Source organism: Telmatospirillum siberiense (genome assembly GCF_002845745.1).
Taxonomy (GTDB): Bacteria; Pseudomonadota; Alphaproteobacteria; order Rhodospirillales; family Magnetospirillaceae; genus Telmatospirillum; species Telmatospirillum siberiense.
Genome location: NZ_PIUM01000062.1, coordinates 1 through 14582, shown reverse-complemented (window position 1 = coordinate 14582; position 14582 = coordinate 1). Strand labels below are relative to the sequence as shown.

Annotated in this window: 16 protein-coding genes and 1 tRNA gene; 5 read left to right on the top strand and 12 right to left on the bottom strand. The window is 62.5% G+C overall.

From position 1 onward, the window contains the following. Positions 1–27: 27 nt before the first annotated feature. From tnpA to CWS72_RS28695, 5 genes are all read right to left on the bottom strand, one after another. Positions 28–432 carry an IS66-like element accessory protein TnpA gene (tnpA, locus tag CWS72_RS28700; protein WP_199176013.1) on the bottom strand — a complete coding sequence of 135 codons (405 nt, stop codon included), beginning with the start codon at positions 430–432 and terminating at the stop codon, positions 28–30. A 593-nt stretch (positions 433–1025) separates the two neighbouring features. Then, positions 1026–1424, bottom strand: coding sequence for a RidA family protein (locus CWS72_RS26920; RefSeq protein WP_101253756.1), 399 nt, complete (start codon positions 1422–1424; stop codon positions 1026–1028). 408 nt (positions 1425–1832) lie between these two features. Further along, positions 1833–1899: transfer RNA gene (locus CWS72_RS28005), tRNA-Cys, on the bottom strand. 17 nt (positions 1900–1916) lie between these two features. Further along, complete coding sequence (locus CWS72_RS26915; RefSeq protein WP_101253755.1) at positions 1917–2525, bottom strand: NIPSNAP family protein; 609 nt, start codon at positions 2523–2525, stop codon at positions 1917–1919. Positions 2526–2528: 3 nt separating this feature from the next. Next, a complete protein-coding gene (locus CWS72_RS28695; protein ID WP_274540625.1) occupies positions 2529–2657 on the bottom strand; it encodes a hypothetical protein in 129 nt (42 codons plus the stop codon). A 122-nt stretch (positions 2658–2779) separates the two neighbouring features. On the opposite strand from CWS72_RS28695, the gene CWS72_RS26910 reads away from it, so the two are divergent. Further along, entirely contained in the window at positions 2780–3673 is an 894-nt protein-coding gene (locus tag CWS72_RS26910; protein WP_241911915.1) for a LysR substrate-binding domain-containing protein, read from the top strand. A gap of 274 nt (positions 3674–3947) precedes the next feature. Here CWS72_RS26910 and CWS72_RS26905 read toward each other — a convergent pair whose 3' ends face one another. The 3 genes from CWS72_RS26905 to CWS72_RS26895 all read right to left on the bottom strand — a co-directional run bounded on the left by CWS72_RS26905 (position 3948) and on the right by CWS72_RS26895 (position 7168). Next, positions 3948–4685 (bottom strand): hypothetical protein, encoded by a 738-nt coding sequence (locus tag CWS72_RS26905; protein WP_146002905.1) that lies wholly within the window; start codon positions 4683–4685, stop codon positions 3948–3950. 167 nt (positions 4686–4852) lie between these two features. Then, positions 4853–6028 (bottom strand): serine hydrolase domain-containing protein, encoded by a 1176-nt coding sequence (locus tag CWS72_RS26900; RefSeq protein WP_101253753.1) that lies wholly within the window; start codon positions 6026–6028, stop codon positions 4853–4855. 18 nt (positions 6029–6046) lie between these two features. Then, entirely contained in the window at positions 6047–7168 is a 1122-nt protein-coding gene (locus CWS72_RS26895; RefSeq protein WP_241911914.1) for an MFS transporter, read from the bottom strand. Between the two features lie 180 nt (positions 7169–7348). Here CWS72_RS26895 and CWS72_RS26890 point away from each other — a divergent pair, with 180 nt between their 5' ends. Then, positions 7349–8266, top strand: a complete 918-nt coding sequence (locus CWS72_RS26890; protein WP_101253752.1) for a LysR family transcriptional regulator — start codon at positions 7349–7351, stop codon at positions 8264–8266. A gap of 106 nt (positions 8267–8372) precedes the next feature. Here CWS72_RS26890 and CWS72_RS26885 read toward each other — a convergent pair whose 3' ends face one another. The 3 genes from CWS72_RS26885 to CWS72_RS26875 all read right to left on the bottom strand — a co-directional run bounded on the left by CWS72_RS26885 (position 8373) and on the right by CWS72_RS26875 (position 10667). Continuing rightward, complete coding sequence (locus CWS72_RS26885; RefSeq protein ID WP_101253757.1) at positions 8373–9125, bottom strand: SAM-dependent methyltransferase; 753 nt, start codon at positions 9123–9125, stop codon at positions 8373–8375. Between the two features lie 122 nt (positions 9126–9247). Continuing rightward, positions 9248–9520: a YjhX family toxin gene (locus tag CWS72_RS26880; RefSeq protein WP_101253751.1), complete on the bottom strand. Its 273-nt coding sequence runs from the start codon at positions 9518–9520 to the stop codon at positions 9248–9250. A 286-nt stretch (positions 9521–9806) separates the two neighbouring features. Continuing rightward, positions 9807–10667 (bottom strand): LysR substrate-binding domain-containing protein, encoded by an 861-nt coding sequence (locus tag CWS72_RS26875; protein ID WP_241911913.1) that lies wholly within the window; start codon positions 10665–10667, stop codon positions 9807–9809. Between the two features lie 189 nt (positions 10668–10856). Here CWS72_RS26875 and CWS72_RS26870 point away from each other — a divergent pair, with 189 nt between their 5' ends. Genes CWS72_RS26870 through CWS72_RS26860 form a run of 3 tightly spaced genes read left to right on the top strand, consistent with a single transcriptional unit; the run spans position 10857 to position 12597 of the window. Then, positions 10857–11396 (top strand): sugar ABC transporter, encoded by a 540-nt coding sequence (locus CWS72_RS26870; RefSeq protein ID WP_101253749.1) that lies wholly within the window; start codon positions 10857–10859, stop codon positions 11394–11396. A 13-nt stretch (positions 11397–11409) separates the two neighbouring features. Next, positions 11410–11736 carry a hypothetical protein gene (locus tag CWS72_RS26865; RefSeq protein ID WP_101253748.1) on the top strand — a complete coding sequence of 109 codons (327 nt, stop codon included), beginning with the start codon at positions 11410–11412 and terminating at the stop codon, positions 11734–11736. Positions 11737–11757: 21 nt separating this feature from the next. After that, on the top strand, positions 11758–12597 hold the full coding sequence (locus CWS72_RS26860; protein WP_101253747.1) for an MBL fold metallo-hydrolase: 840 nt from the start codon (positions 11758–11760) through the stop codon (positions 12595–12597). 348 nt (positions 12598–12945) lie between these two features. Here CWS72_RS26860 and CWS72_RS26855 read toward each other — a convergent pair whose 3' ends face one another. Then, positions 12946–14262, bottom strand: a complete 1317-nt coding sequence (locus CWS72_RS26855; RefSeq protein ID WP_101253746.1) for an NAD(P)/FAD-dependent oxidoreductase — start codon at positions 14260–14262, stop codon at positions 12946–12948. Positions 14263–14582 lie beyond the last annotated feature (320 nt).

Sequence of the window (14582 nt, the reverse complement as noted above, 5' to 3'; positions counted from 1 at the left end):
TGACGCGGATCGCGCCGGAGGGACCGATCACGATGGCGCCTTCAGCGCCCGGATCGCCGCCATGATAGCGCCCGGCTCAACGTCCCGGCCAATCCGCAACTCGGCGTCACCGATCCGAAGCTCGATGCCGCTGACCGCGTCTGGCCGGATCAAGGGAGACGCCGTGGCCATCGGCTCCGCGGCGACCGTAACCGCGACAAACTCCGTCGGCGCCGTTGCCGCCCGCACCTCACGCCGCCAGCCGTAAAGCTGGTTCGGATGAATGCCGTGGCGCCGCGCCACGTCACTGGCCACCGCACCAGGCGCCAGGCTTTCGGCGACGACCCGCGCCTTCTGCTCGAACGTCCAGCGCCGCCGCCGCTCAGGGCCGCTCAGAACTTCGGCCCTGGTTTGCTCAATAATTGGCAAATTAGTTGGGTAACGATCCATCATTGGCCTCCAAATGGAGGTCCAATCAGCCTCAATCCTCGGCGACGATCAAGGTGGGGCCAGAACACCGCTTACGATAATACGGATGTATCATTCATATATGGAGGATTGCGTGAGTTCCCCAAAGGCGAGGACCGCCCTTAAAAGGCTTGGAAACGACGTTCTGATGCCTGAGTCGTTCTTGGTGGGAGCTTGAAGCCCGTTAGGGGCTTTTTGGGTGAGGCCATGACGTCAAATTCGAGGAAAGGCATGGCAGACGTCGTCGCGCGGTTCTTCATAGTCAATCGCGGACTTTTGAGATTTGGTTTGGTCATTTCTCCCGCACTTCGTATATAATACGAATGAAGAGATTGATGCCGCGCACCGCGCCACATTTATTGTTGAAAATAAGTTGCGTATGAATCTGACGGTATATCTGACGGTAATCGTCAATTTCTTGTCATTGCAACGACATGAATTTCAAATACTTACCGATTTGATTGATCATCGAGTGGAAGTTTTCAAGGGGGTGGATGGTGTTGAGGTAAGAGGGGAAAAAGGCCGGGCTTCATAGTCTTTTCCCTCGCCCCTCGTGGCTCGACGGTCAGGTCTGGCCCTCAATGGCCAGTTCGATGTTTGGTCTCAGTTGCTATCATTTCGATTTCGACGGCGGCATGAAGCGGTAATGCTGCCACCCCGATGGTTGTCCGCGCCGGATAAGGGGCGTCAAAATGGTCAGCATAAGCACGGTTCATCGCTGCAAAGTCATTCATGTCTACCAGGAAAACATTCACCTTGACCACGTCGGCAAATGTCAACCCAGCGGCTTGTAAGACTGCCTGCAAATTGTGGAGACATTGGCGAACCTGGGCGTCAATCCCGCCTTCGATCAGGGCGCCGGTTTTTGAATCAATGGGTGTTTGCCCAGAAAGATAGACAAAACCATTTGCGTGGACGCCGTGTGAATAAGGTCCAACAGCAGCGGCGCCCGGCGCCTCAATGACAATTCGGCTCACTCATTCCTCCGTGTTGTCCCAGTCGAGCGAAACTGTAGCAAATGTCCACTCTCTGGCAAGATCCCAGGAAAGAAAGGGCTGAGGTTAATTGTCCGCTGCGAAACCTGCCTTGAGGAGAGGGCATTTCCCTCTATCGGGCAGAAGACATTCCCCTTTCGGCCCAAACGCACCTCACAGGAGCCACGATGGGAGAGACGTGCACTGCGAGCCGGGGGGATGGCTGATCGCCGTTAGAAGCTTGCAGATGAACCCCGTCTCGCCCCGGGACGCTTCCCGCGCCCATAGGGCCCGCGCCATCGTTGGCGCGAAGCCCAGGGATACGGAGTATCCCGCCCGGCGATTGAGGACTCGGTGATCGGTTCCGATCACCGAGATCAGGTATGAGTCCGCGGGGGAAGGATTTTCCTGAGGCCGCCACCGGATTCGAACCGGTGTGCACCGCTTTGCAGGCGGTTCCCTGACCACTCGGGCAACCTGATATCAGGGGAGAGGTCATTCGACCTCAGGCAGTGCGATGACCGAAATCGCCTCGAGGATGTTTTCCGGGCCGCCCTTCGGCGGCCAGAGTCCCGCGGAATAAGCGGCGGTTCGCAACGCGGCGCGCTGTGCTAGGCTGTCGAACCCCCAAACGTGGGTGATCCGGGGCGGCCCGTCGATCGCATACATGTTGATCTTCAGGTGCGCCGTGTAGTCCCTGGCCGGCGCGATCGCGGCCTCCCAACCGGCGAGCGTCGGCGGAAGACCACCCGGCTTTAGCTTGTAAGTACGAAATTCATAGACGGCGTCATGACTGGCGGTCCGCATTGGCGGCAGGAAGGGAAAGGGCATGTAGCTGTCCATCTCCAAGGCCGTTATCACCCCGCCGGCGTTGAACGGATTGGTACTCGATAACGCGCGATGCCGCTCCCGCTGCAGGGTGGCGCCGTCATCGAAGCGGCGTAAGATCAGCATGCGTCCGAGTGGGCCGATCTCCGTACGCCAGCAGCCCAACAAGGTGCCGACGGCATCGGGCATCGAGAGCCAGTCCCGCGCGGCCTTCGCCACCTCCGATGCGGAAAGAAGCGGGAACGCCAACGTCGTGAGCTCGTAGAGTTCGCGCATCGCTCAGACCTCCCGCGGCAAAGGCGCCGGCTGCCCCGGACGATGCCCGGAGGATTCCGCCGCGAAAGCACCGAAGAGCCGGTCCCATCCATCCCCGTCCGGATGCGACATGGTGGCGATGAAGAAAGGCATTCTTGTCTCCTGTTAAGGCCGATGACGGATGAAGAGATAAGTTGACACGCCTGGTTGATTAAGGGATCAAACATTTCATGATTTGAAATTTTCAGTTTGGAATGATGGATCGCTTCACCAGCATGGCCGTCTTTGTGAAGGCGGCGGATCTTGGCTCCTTCACGGCGGCGGGGACGGCACTCGGCATCTCATCCCAGATGGTCGGCAAGCATGTGAGTTTCCTTGAGGACCGGCTTGGCGCACTGCTCCTCCAACGATCGACGCGTCGCCAGAGCCTGACATCGATCGGACAGACCTTCTATGAACGCTGCCGCGTGGTGCTTGCCGAGGTTGACGCGGCCGAAGCCATCGCCCGCGAACTCAGCACCACTCCGCGCGGGCGGTTGCGCGTCAGCGCGCCGGTGACCTTCGGCAGTATCGCCCTGGCGCCCCTCATATCGGGCTATCTGCGGATCTACCCACAGGTCGAGATCGCACTCGACCTGACCGACCGTTACGTCGATGTCGTGGGAGAAGGGTATGACGCGGTCATCCGCCTCGGGCCGCTCAAGGATTCCGAGCTTATTTCCCGCGCGCTCGTTCCCTACCAGTTGATCGCATGCGCCTCGCCCGCTTATCTTGCCACCCGGGGCACGCCACGAACGCCGGCGGACTTGGTTGCGCATGACTGCCTCGGCTTCGTCTTCTCCTCCGGGCAGCACTTCTCCGAATGGCGCTTCGACAAGGAGGGGCTGGTTCACGAGGTCCAGGTGCGCAGCAGGTTCCAGGTGAATGACGCGCGCGTGCTGCAAGCGGCGGCGCTGGAGGGGCAAGGCATCATTTTGCAGGCCAATCTGATCCTGGCCGATGACCTCGCGGCGGGCCGGTTGGTGCAGGTCCTGCCCGATTATGAAACGCCCACGCGCCCCCTGCACATCCTGTTCGCCGCGACTCGTCCACCGACGCAGACGCTGCGCAGTTTCATCGATCACGTCGTGGGCCGCTTCGGAAAACTTCCCAGCTCCGGGAAGTCTTAGAGCAGTTTGCGCTTCGCTTGAACTGCTCTAGGCTTGCGTGGCGCTGAAAAAACTCCGTTTTTTCAAATGCTCAAACGCCGCTCGGGCTAACGAGCGCGATTCAATCTAAACGCAACGCGCTCTAATCAATCCAAGGGGCATCCCGCCCGGCGCGTGAGGGACGCCGATCGGTTCCGATCAGGGCAGTTTGGTATGATATCCGTCAGACTTTCACCACTGGGCTTCCAACGCGCTGTACGTGGGTTCGAAGCGGGGGCGGTTCGCCGGAAGGACGCTACCGCCGCTTCGCGTAGGCGGGGACTCCGTTGGGAAACCAATTCTTGCAGCCTGATTCGGCATGCTCCCTGATGTAGGCGGCGGGCGTGTCGAGGGCGCCGTTTTCCTGTTTCAATTCGGCATGCATCGCATCCCGGGTCGGACGCATCAGGTAATAAAGAAACCCGGTAATCTGGCTATCCATCACATTACGGCTGGAGAATATCAGCGGATTTGTCTTCGCCACTCCGTCCTCGAGCGCCTTGCGCATTCGGTCGGCGAAGGAATGGACGACCCGACGATTGATTTCGACATGCTTGTTCTCGTGGGCCAGCACCGACCGGTATTCGCAACTGTAATCGGGATAATCCTTGGCCACGTAAACATGTTGCTCGGGCATTCCCAGGGTGGCCTCCACCGCGATGAGCCAAACGCAGACGCGGCCGTCGGGCAGGTTCTGCTTGAAGGTCTTGAGCTTGAGATCCAGGTGCTCGTTGGTGATGGTGACGCCTTGCAGAACCCAGCCCTGGGGAGGGATCTCCATGTGCCCTTCGACGCGCGGCAGGCCAAACAGGTCGACGTCGTGGCGGAAGACCACCTGCGGATCGTAGACGCGGAACGCGACTTGGGCTGGAAACGAGATCTGGGTTGGCCTTGGACAAGGGATGTCAGCGGCGAAGCCGGTCCCGGCCCACGCGGTGAAGAGCAGAACACCTGCCCATAGGCACCGTGCGAGCGTCCGTCGGTTGTTGGTCATGGAATCCCCCGCGTTCCCTGGCGGTCACTGTACCCAGAGCGGGCGAATCTCACAACCGCCGCATGTGCGGAGTGCGCCGAAAACGGGAGTGTCCACGGCAATCGATCCCGCGATTTTCACCGGTTACCACCCGGTATGTCTCGGATCGATCTCGTGACTGTCCGGGGTCATGGTCCGATCGCCGCATAGATCGCCCGGCTGAGATCGGCGGAGAAGCGGCCGCCGTTCGACATGCCTTCGAGCGCCGTATTGGTGAAGGCGACGAGCGTCAGGCGCTTCGCGGGATCGACGAACCAGCTATGGCCATAGGCCCCACCCCAGCGCCATGTGCCGGGCGTCTCCGTCACGCCGGCCGCAGCGGCGTCGCGCAGAACCGAGAAGCCCAGGCCGTAGCCCCAGCCGGGCGAGCCTTCGATGTCGAGTCCCGCGATCTGGTCACGCGCCATCTCCGCCGCAGGTCCGCTCGGCATCAGCGGTCCGCCGCCCTGTCGCAGGGTTTCGAGAAGGTTCATCGTGTCTTCGGCGCTGCCGATCATGCCGGCGCCGGCGGAGGGAAACGCCGTCGGGTCGAAGGCGCGCGACGGGTCCATCCGGATACCGGGCAGGCCCGGCAGGAACGGCACCAGGTCCGGTTCGCGCATGCGGCGCGGACGCGGGCAATCGTCGGCATAGGCCGCCGCCAGCCGGGCCGGGTCGGTAATCGAAAAGCCGGTGTCATCGAGTCCGAGCGGGCCGGTCACCAGCCCGCGCACGGCTTGCGGAAGCGCCAGTCCCGTCGCGGCCTCGATCAATGCGCCCACGACATCGAGGCCGAGCGAATAGGAAAAGCGTGTTCCCGGTTGAAACAGGAGCGGCACACCGGCGAGGCGCCGCAGATTTTCGGCGAGCGTGATGCCGGGCCGATCCATGCCGTCCGAGACGCCGGCCCGATGAAGCGGGCCATCCTCCGGCTCCAGGAAGGCGTAGCCGAGGCCGGCGGTGTGCGTGAGAAGGTGGCGCAGCGTGATCGCGACGGGTTTTCCATCGAAGCGCGGGGCGAAGTCCGGCAGCCACGCGGTGATGGGGCGATCGAGATCGAGCGCTCCTTGCGCGACCAGCGCCATCGTCGCCGCCGCAACGAAGAGCTTGGAGACCGAGGCGAGACGGAACTGCGCCTCTTCCCGCATCGGCGTTCCGGCCTCGCGATCCGCGAAGCCGCCGGCGCGGGCGTGGATGGTCTCGCCATCCTTCCGCACCAGGACGACGGCGCCGACGATGCGCCGGGCCGCGAGCGCGCCGTCGATGACGGCGTCGACGCGCGCGGCAAGCGTGGCGGGAGGGGGTGGGGCGGTTCGTTCGAGCATGAGGCTGGCCCTTTCGGATCAACGGAGAGGCGACAACGGGAAGCCGTGCCGGTGAGCACGGAAGGCGACGAGAAATGTGGCGGCGAGGAGCAGGAGTACTGCGGGCGCGAAGGCGCCGGTTCCGAAGCTGTCGAGCAATAAGCCGCCTGCGATGCCGCCGGCGGCGATGGCCGAGTTCCAGGCGGTGACGAGCATGGACTGCGCCACGTCGGGGGCTTCGCCGGCGATCTCGGCAAGTGCGGTCTGAAACAGCGTCGCGGCGCCGCCGAAGGCGAGCCCCCAGCCCCCTATGGCGCCGTAGATCATCGCCGGCGCATCTCCGGCGATGCCGAGTGCGAGAGCCGCGAGGCCGAACAGCGCCGTGCTGACCAGTGTCAGTTTCCGCAGGTGACGGTCGACCAGGACTCCGACGATCCAGATGCCGATCAGGGCGGCGACACCGAAGACGAGAAGGACGGCATCGGTTCGCCTGCCCAAGCCGGCCGCGCCCAGAAAGGGGGCGATGTAGGTGTAGAGGATGTTATGGGCGAGCACGAAGGCGAGCGTGACGAACAGAACCGGTCGGATTCCGGGGATGGTGAAGACATGCGCGAGGGGGAGCCGTTTGTCCACGGCCCGCCCCGGGAAATCGGGGACCTTCGCCAGCACCCAGGCGACGAGGATCAGCGTCAGGCCGCTCATGACACCAAAGCAGGCACGCCAGCCGATGGCCGTGCCGAGGAAGGTGCCCGCCGGAACGCCGAGCGCGAGCGCGAGCGGCGTGCCGACCATCGCGACGGCGATGGCACGTCCCTTCGACGCCTCCGGCACCATCCGTGCGGCATAGCCGGCGATCAGGGCCCAGAGCAATCCCGCCGAAACACCCGCCACGAAGCGGACAAAGAGCGTCAGGACGTAGCTGCCGGACACCGCCGTCACCGTATTCGCGGCGGCAAACCCCGAGATGGCGAGGAGAAGCAGGGGCCGCCGCCGCATGCCTTGTGTCGCGGCGGTCAGGGGAATGGCGGCGGCAAGCGAGCCGATGGCATAGAGGGTGACGAGTTGCCCGGCTCGTGCTTCGGAAACGCTCAGGCTCGCGCCGATTTGCGGCAGCAGGCCGGCCGGCAACGCCTCGGTCAGGATGGTGATGAAACCGGCCATCGCAAGCGCCAACAGACCGGGCCATGGGAACGTGCCCGATGTCGTCGGAGGGTGGTCGGCAGAGTCGGATGCGCGGATCTTTGTCATGCCCATGACGTTAGCGGAGTCGTCGGCGAGGAATAATCAGGCTAGAGTTCCGGTTATCTCGGACGCCGATGTCCGCAATATCGGAGGGCTGCCATGGAGCATCTCGGCGCGCTCAACGCTTTCGTCCAGACCGCGGAGGCCGGCGGTTTCACCGCCGCCGCGATCAAGCTCGGCATTTCCCCGTCCGCCGTGGGCAAAGCGGTGGCACGGCTCGAGGAACGGCTCGGCGTGCGCCTGTTCCATCGCTCGACCCGGTCGCTGACCCTCACGCCGGAAGGGGAGCTCTTCCGCGATCGTTGCCGTCGCATCTTCTGCGAGATCGAGGCGGCGGAACTGGAGTTGTCGCAGACGCGCACCGCGCCGAGGGGAAAACTGCGCGTCAGCCTGCCGCTCATCGGCATGCTGATGATGCCGGCGGTGATGGCCTTCATGCGGGCCTATCCCGAGATCGACCTCGACCTCGATTTCACCGACCGTCTGGTCGATGTGATCGATGAGGGCTTCGACGCGGTGATCCGCACCGGTGAGGCGCGCGACAGCCGGCTGATGATGCGCAGCGTCGGCGCCTTCTCACACCGCATCGTCGGCTCGCCCGACTATCTGGCCGCGCGGGGCGTGCCGGCAGAGCCGGAAGACCTCGCCGCCCATGCCTGCCTGCATCACAAATACCCATCGACGGGCAAGCTGGAGCGCTGGCCGCTCGCGCGTGACGGGGGGGATCTCGATATCGCTCTGCCGGTCACTCTGGTCGCCAGCACGCTGGAACCGCAAATCTGTCTCGCCGAGGAGGGCTTCGGTCTCGCATGCCTGCCGCTCTTCGCGGTGCGATCCCAGCTTCAGCGCGGCACGCTCGTCAGCGTCCTCGAAGAGCATGTCCGTGATGTCGGCGCCTTCCATATCCTTTGGCCGGCAAGCCGCCACCCATCTCCCAAACTGTCCGCCTTCGTCTCGTTCATGGCCGAGAATCTGTTGCGTTATCCGCAGCCTTTGCCGTGCCGGGGCGAGGCATAATGAGTTGCAAAGCGATGTCGCTATTCTTGGCAGGAGAGTGCGGACGCGCGCGCATCGGCGGGCAACCGAGCGGAAGCTCCGCACCCGTCGTTGCGCGGCGGTTGTCTTACATCACCCGCGACATGAGCGCGAACACGCCCCAGCCCAGGTATTCACGGGTGTAAGTGGCGTAGCGTTCGGGCGCCGAGGTCAGTTCGGCTCGAACTTCTTTCGCGAAGTCATCGTCGGGATTCGTTTCGAGCCATCGGCGCATCGTGAGCCACTTGGCTGCCTCGTACCTGTCCCAACTGTCCTGGTCTGCCAGAACCATTTCCACGACGTCGTAGTCGAGATTGCCGAAAGACGCGAGCAGTTCCGGAAGCAGGAGAAAGTCCGAGATGGCGCCGGCGCGGCATCCCTTGGCGACCTTTTCCGTCGGCGGCAATTGCAGCCAGTATGGCTCGCCGATGAGGATGATCCCTCCCGTGCGGAGACTCTTAGCCAGAAGTTCGATGGCGCCGGCGACTCCCCCACCGATCCAGGTGGCGCCGACACAGGCCGCCACACCGACTTTTTCGTCGGCGATGTAGCCGGCAGCGTCTGCGTGGATGAACTCGACCAGATCGGCGACGCCCAGTTCGTCGGCGCGGCGTCTCGCTTGTTCGGTGAACAACGGACTCATGTCGATACCGGTGCCGCCAATTCCGTAATCGCGTGCCCAGCGACACAGCATCTCGCCCGAACCGCTGCCGAGGTCGAGCACACGGGTCCCCGGTTCCAAACGCAACGCCGCGCCGAGAGTGGCGAGCTTTTCCGGTGTGAAGGGATTATGGATGAGATGAGCACTTTCGGTAATGTTGAAGATCCGTGGAATGTCCACTGCGGAAACTCCTTTGCATGCGTGGCGCCGCGCCTCGGTTCCGCTGGAATGGGGCGCGGTGCGAAAGGTTTCGGTGACGAGTTTGCCGATTGCCGGGATGTCGCCGGGACTTTCATCGCGTATCAGCATATCGTGCCGCCTTGGTTGTCAAATTGCGGGCGAACCGTCGCGCGGCCGAGTGCGGATATGCGATAAGGGCTGCCCGAACGGGATTCGATCAGCCGTTTGCGCCGCAGTCGGTTGAATACCGCCAGATCGCAGTTCGCGAGTATCATTCCTGCCCGAGTGACGCAGGTGATGGCAGTGATTTTGTTGCCTTCGCCGCGTTCATGCAGGATGCGGCCACCGAGGGCCAGAACGTGCAACACACGTTGTTCGTTGCGTGAGATATTCATGGATGTCTCGTATGACAGACGTGAAAAAACCGCCGGGAGGCATCGCCACCCAGCTATTTCAAGATCACGCGGCTCTCTGACGTTCAGAGAGCCTTGTCACACAAGCTCTGACATCCAGTCTCCATGAGGCGTGCGGCGGTAGATCTCGCCGAACGCCATCCCTTATATACGAGTCTGCTGTTCCCGAGGCAATCGGGACGAGTGGCTTATCCAGGGTAATCGGGTTCACCCGATTGCCCTGGCGTCTTATCGGTCCTGGAGGTTTTTGCGGCATAAAGCTCGCTCATCAGCCGCCAATGGCCTTCGCTTCATCCAAAATCCAGGTCGCAAACGCCTGTAACGGCCCTTCACCCAGGGTGATCGGCTCCGGAAGAACGAGGCAGAATTCCTTGGCAATTGTCTTTCCTTCCGGCCAAGGGGCGGCCAGGAGGCCTTGTTCAAGTTCCGCCTCGACATAGAGACGCGGCACCAGGGCGACGCCCAACCCGGCCAGGGCGGCCTCGATCAGCATGGAGTGAAGATCGTAACGTGCGCCGACCGCCGGATTGGTCAGCATGATGCCGGTCTCTTGCGCATAAAGCCGCCAGGCTTCCGGATTTTGGCGCCGGTGAAGGCGCGGCAATTTATCCAGCACTATCTCCGTTTTCGCCTCGGTGAGAAGCGCCGGGTGGCAAACCGGGATCAATAGCTCCCGCAGCAATCGATGGGTGTGCATGCCCGCCCATGCGGGATGTTCGAAATGGATCGCGGCGTCGAACCCGCTGCCGGCGAGAATGAAAGGCTCCATGCGTTCGGCCAGATGCACGGTGATATTCGGGTGCTTGTCCTGAAATCGCTTCAGACGAGGAATGAGCCAGCGGGTGGCGAAGGTCGGGATGGCGGCAATATCGATGCTTCCGCCATCAATCGGCTGTCCCATCAGATACTGGCTGTCTCGTTCGAGGCGATCGAGGACTTCGCGGACCTGAGCGGCGTAGCGTGTTCCATTGGGCAGGAGTCGAACGCGGTTTCCAACGCGATCGAAGAGGGAGGCCCCCAAAAAAGACTCCAGGCGCGCAATCTGGCGGCTGACCGCGCCTTCCGTCAGAGCCAGTTCGGCGGCGGCGCGGGCAAAGCTGCCGTGGCGTGCCGCCGCCTCGAACGCCATGAGTGCGGAATTGCTTGGAATTTTTCGTCGCACCGGAACCTCGCGGAATGGTGGCTGGATCAGCTTGATAAAAAGTCACTGAAGCCAGACTTAATATCGCTATATACCAGGAAACTGTCCGATCATCATTACCCAATATCAATGTGATGCGGCGGCGCGGTCCGCTCTCGCACCTCAAAGGGTAATCCGATGATCTACACCGTGGAATGCAGCTACGCCGATCCCGGCAGCGAAATCGAATGGAACGATTTCTATAGTCTGGACAAACTGCCGGCCCTCATTTCGGTTGCCGGCTTTCACACCTCGCAGCGTTTCAAGGCGTTGGACCGTGGTTACCCGGTCTATCTGGCCATTCATACGATCGACGGCCCCACCGTGCTGACGGGAGAGGAGTATCGTCAAAAGGGAGGCGGCAACTTCTCGCGATGGCAGCGCCACATCACCGATTGGCACCGAAACCTCTACGGCGGTATCGATCGCGCTCCGGCTGTGGGACGAGATGAGCTCTTGGCGCTTTGTCCGAGCGGCCCCGATCCCCTGATCAAGATGGGCGTCTGTCCGTCAGCCATACATGCCGTGGCGCTGGAGAGGGTTCCGGAACGCCAATGGCTTGCCAAGCTGGATCGCGGAAACGCGCGCTTCGCCGAGCCCCGGTCCGACGATATCCGGCTCTACGCTCCGATGACGGAGCAACTGACAAGCGCGCGTTCCGTTATGGCCGCGCGGTAACGGAGGATCGGTAATGCCCAATGTCACGCTTTTCATCCCGGCGGAAAAGATGCCGTCGGACCAGACGCTGACGGGACTCGCCGACCGATGCACCGAACTCTGCACAGGTCACCTGCGGGCCGCGCTGAAAAACGTCCATGTCATCACCGTCGGTATTCGGCACGGTCATGGGCACCCGATATTCGCGGAAGTCCGCTATCGCCTTGAGCCGTTTCGCACGCCGCCGGTGATGGAGCGGTTCATGGAAGCCCTGGATGACGCCATCAGACACAGCACCGGCCTTACGGCGCGCATCCGTTGTTTTGGCTATGCCGCTTCAAGCATTCACGCTCGCAATTGAGATGCCGTCCGGAGAAAAACCATGTCCGCTTTCAGCTTTCCGAGCCGACGAATCGGCGATTATACGGTCACCGCGATCAGTGACGGCTATCTTACCGCCAGCCTGGAATTCCTCTCGAATATCGATCCGGCCGAGGCCTCCCGAATACAGGATGATGCGGGGGTGACGGAGCATTCCTCCGTGCATATCAACTGTTACGTCGTGCGCGGAGGCGGCCGGACGGTTCTGATCGACGGCGGAGCCGGAGGGATCAAACATTGGGGCGGCCGTCTGAGAACCAACCTGCCGCTGGCCGGTATCGACCCATCCGAAATCGACACGATCCTTCTGACGCATGCCCATCCCGATCATGTCGGGGGGCTGATGGACACTTCGGGAGAGATCGCCTTTCCGAATGCGGAGCTTGTCGTCCACCAGCGAGAGATCGCCTTCTGGCAGGATGACGGAAATCTAAACCGCGCCAGCGAGCGGGCGCGCGGCAATTTCCTGATAGCCCGTCAGGTATTTGATGGCTACCGCGCAAGGCTGCGCATGTTCGATGAGGGCGACGTGCTTCCCAGTATCGCCGCGATGCCGTTCCCGGGACATACGGATGGACACACCGGATACCGCGTCGATTCCGCCGGTCAGAGCCTGCTTGTCTGGGGAGACATCGTTCATTTTCCTCACATCCAGATTGCGCGCCCCGACGTATCGATTGCATTCGATCAAGACGCTACCGTCGCGGCTGCAACACGATCGAAGATTCTGGATGCGGTCAGCTCGGAGAAACTTCCGATTGCCGGCATGCACTTGGGTGAATTCGGGTTCGCACGCATCAAGAGAACGAACGGAGGCTATGGTATTTTTTATGAGGCATAGCCTCAATGCATTGAGCCCCACCACCGCCTTCTTGAAAGTCGATGGTTGATCACCGTGCAGGGATGGCGGCCACCAGGGCGCGGTGTCCGCCGCCTACGGGGATTTCGAAAGGCTTGCCCGCGAAATAGCCGCCCGAATCGCATTGCCTCTCTGAAGGAGGACAGACGATACGCCGCACTTCCCGCCCGTCAACGGGGGCGCGTTGCGTGGAATTCCGCATATTGCGATCACGTGGAACAATCAAATGGGAGTGAGCACGGATCCGATCGCGCTCGCCATTCTCGGCGGGTGCGGTGTGACGGCGAAAGAAGATCTGAGCGCGTTTTGTTCCGGGCCCCGAGCCGAAAATCAATGAAGCTTCAGTCTTGGCCGGACGAACCTGTTGACGTGGCTTACCACGATCAGCGCCAGGCCCTTGACCCAGCCGTGGATGCCCAGCAGGTGCATGCGGTAGAGCGACAGATAGACGAAGCGCGCCAGCCGTCCTTCGATGGCCATGCGTCCGCCCACCAGATTTCCCATCAATGTTCCGACCGTGGAGAACCGGCTCAGCGAGACCAGCGAGCCATGGTCGCGATAGATGAAATCCTTGAGCGGTTTGCCGGTCATCAGGGCGCAGAGATTGTCGAAGGCGGTTGCCGCCATCTGATGCGCGGCCTGGGCGCGGGGCGGGACCGGGCGGTCTTGTCCGGGTAGAACGCAGGAGGCGCAGTCGCCGATGGCGAAGATATTGTCGTCGACGCTGCTTTGCAGGGTGGGGCGCACCACCACCTGGCCGCCACGCGAGAGCTCCAGCCCATCGAGACCGTCGCGGATGGGCGCCGCCTTCACGCCCGCCGCCCAGACCTGCAGGTCGGCGGCGATGGTCTCGCCGGTCCGCGTGACCATGCCCTCCCCGGTCGAGGCGGTGATCGGCGTCGCGGTCAGAACGCGCACGCCCAGGATTTCCAGTTCGGCCTTCGCCGCATCGGCGAGGCGCTCGGGGAGCAGCGGCAGGATGCGCGGACCCGCCTCGATCAGCGTCACGTCGAGTCGCTTCGGGTCGAAATTCTCAAGCCCGTAATAGGCAAGGGCCTCAGCCGCGTTGAACAGTTCGGCGGCAAGCTCCACGCCGGTGGCGCCGCCGCCGACGATGGAGATGCGGACACGCGCGTCGCCCGTCGGATCGGCCGACAGGGCGCGCGAGACACGGACGCAATGATTGAGAAGCTGGTCGCGGAACTGGTCGGCCTGCGCGCGGCTGTCGAGGCAGAAACAGTTCTCCGCCACGCCGGGCGTGCCGAAATCGTTGGTGACGGAGCCGTAGGCGAGCACCAGATAGTCGTAGGAAAGCGCCTGCGGGGATACCATCTCGCGCCCCTTGTGGTCGTGCAGGGCCGCCAGATGGACCTGCCGCCGGGCATGGTCGATGCCGGTGAAGGTTCCGAAGAAAAAGCGGTAGCCCCAGCGGTGGCAATGGCTGCGATAGCTGACCTCGTCCATGTTCGCGTCGAGCGAACCGGTGGCGACCTCGTGCAGCAGGGGCTTCCAGATATGCGTGCGGTTGCGCTCGACAAGGACGATGTCGCACTGCCGCCGGCCGAAGCGCGCGCCCAGTTTGGCCGCCAGCTCCAGCCCGGCCGCGCCGCCGCCGACGATCACGATCCGCTTCTTGTCCCGGCCCATGGTCCATCCTCGCACTGTCGAAAAATTCCGCCGGGACAGGTTGGCGCCGGCGGATTGTTTTATCAGCGGTGGAATGGGGCCTGTCAACTCGTTGGCTTGTGGCCCGCAGGGCAATCGGGTGAACCCGATTGCCCTGGTTTAAATTTTTGCCCCTCAGGCGCCGGGCGGCGGACATCCGTCCGCCTCGGGCTTCCTCCGCTAAAGCTTTGGGGCGATCGCGGTAGGGACGCTCATTGCTGAGCGCCCCCCGCACAGATCCGTACGTGCGGCTTTCCCGCATACGGCTCCCACCTCGGGTATTTGACGGCGAACCTCTGGTT

What these genes read in the sequence shown, in the direction of transcription:
- CWS72_RS26880 (WP_101253751.1), bottom strand. Translation starts at nt 9,520, where the DNA reads ATGAATATCTCACGCAACGAACAACGTGTGTTGCACGTTCTGGCCCTC.
- CWS72_RS26870 (WP_101253749.1), top strand. Translation starts at nt 10,857, where the DNA reads ATGATCTACACCGTGGAATGCAGCTACGCCGATCCCGGCAGCGAAATC.
- CWS72_RS26855 (WP_101253746.1), bottom strand. Translation starts at nt 14,262, where the DNA reads ATGGGCCGGGACAAGAAGCGGATCGTGATCGTCGGCGGCGGCGCGGCC.
- CWS72_RS28695 (WP_274540625.1), bottom strand. Translation starts at nt 2,657, where the DNA reads ATGCCTTTCTTCATCGCCACCATGTCGCATCCGGACGGGGATGGATGG.
- CWS72_RS26875 (WP_241911913.1), bottom strand. Translation starts at nt 10,667, where the DNA reads ATGGCGTTCGAGGCGGCGGCACGCCACGGCAGCTTTGCCCGCGCCGCC.
- CWS72_RS26910 (WP_241911915.1), top strand. Translation starts at nt 2,780, where the DNA reads ATGGCCGTCTTTGTGAAGGCGGCGGATCTTGGCTCCTTCACGGCGGCG.
- CWS72_RS26905 (WP_146002905.1), bottom strand. Translation starts at nt 4,685, where the DNA reads ATGACCAACAACCGACGGACGCTCGCACGGTGCCTATGGGCAGGTGTT.
- CWS72_RS26895 (WP_241911914.1), bottom strand. Translation starts at nt 7,168, where the DNA reads ATGGCCGGTTTCATCACCATCCTGACCGAGGCGTTGCCGGCCGGCCTG.
- CWS72_RS26865 (WP_101253748.1), top strand. Translation starts at nt 11,410, where the DNA reads ATGCCCAATGTCACGCTTTTCATCCCGGCGGAAAAGATGCCGTCGGAC.
- CWS72_RS26900 (WP_101253753.1), bottom strand. Translation starts at nt 6,028, where the DNA reads ATGCTCGAACGAACCGCCCCACCCCCTCCCGCCACGCTTGCCGCGCGC.
- CWS72_RS26890 (WP_101253752.1), top strand. Translation starts at nt 7,349, where the DNA reads ATGGAGCATCTCGGCGCGCTCAACGCTTTCGTCCAGACCGCGGAGGCC.
- CWS72_RS26860 (WP_101253747.1), top strand. Translation starts at nt 11,758, where the DNA reads ATGTCCGCTTTCAGCTTTCCGAGCCGACGAATCGGCGATTATACGGTC.
- CWS72_RS26915 (WP_101253755.1), bottom strand. Translation starts at nt 2,525, where the DNA reads ATGCGCGAACTCTACGAGCTCACGACGTTGGCGTTCCCGCTTCTTTCC.
- tnpA (WP_199176013.1), bottom strand. Translation starts at nt 432, where the DNA reads ATGATGGATCGTTACCCAACTAATTTGCCAATTATTGAGCAAACCAGG.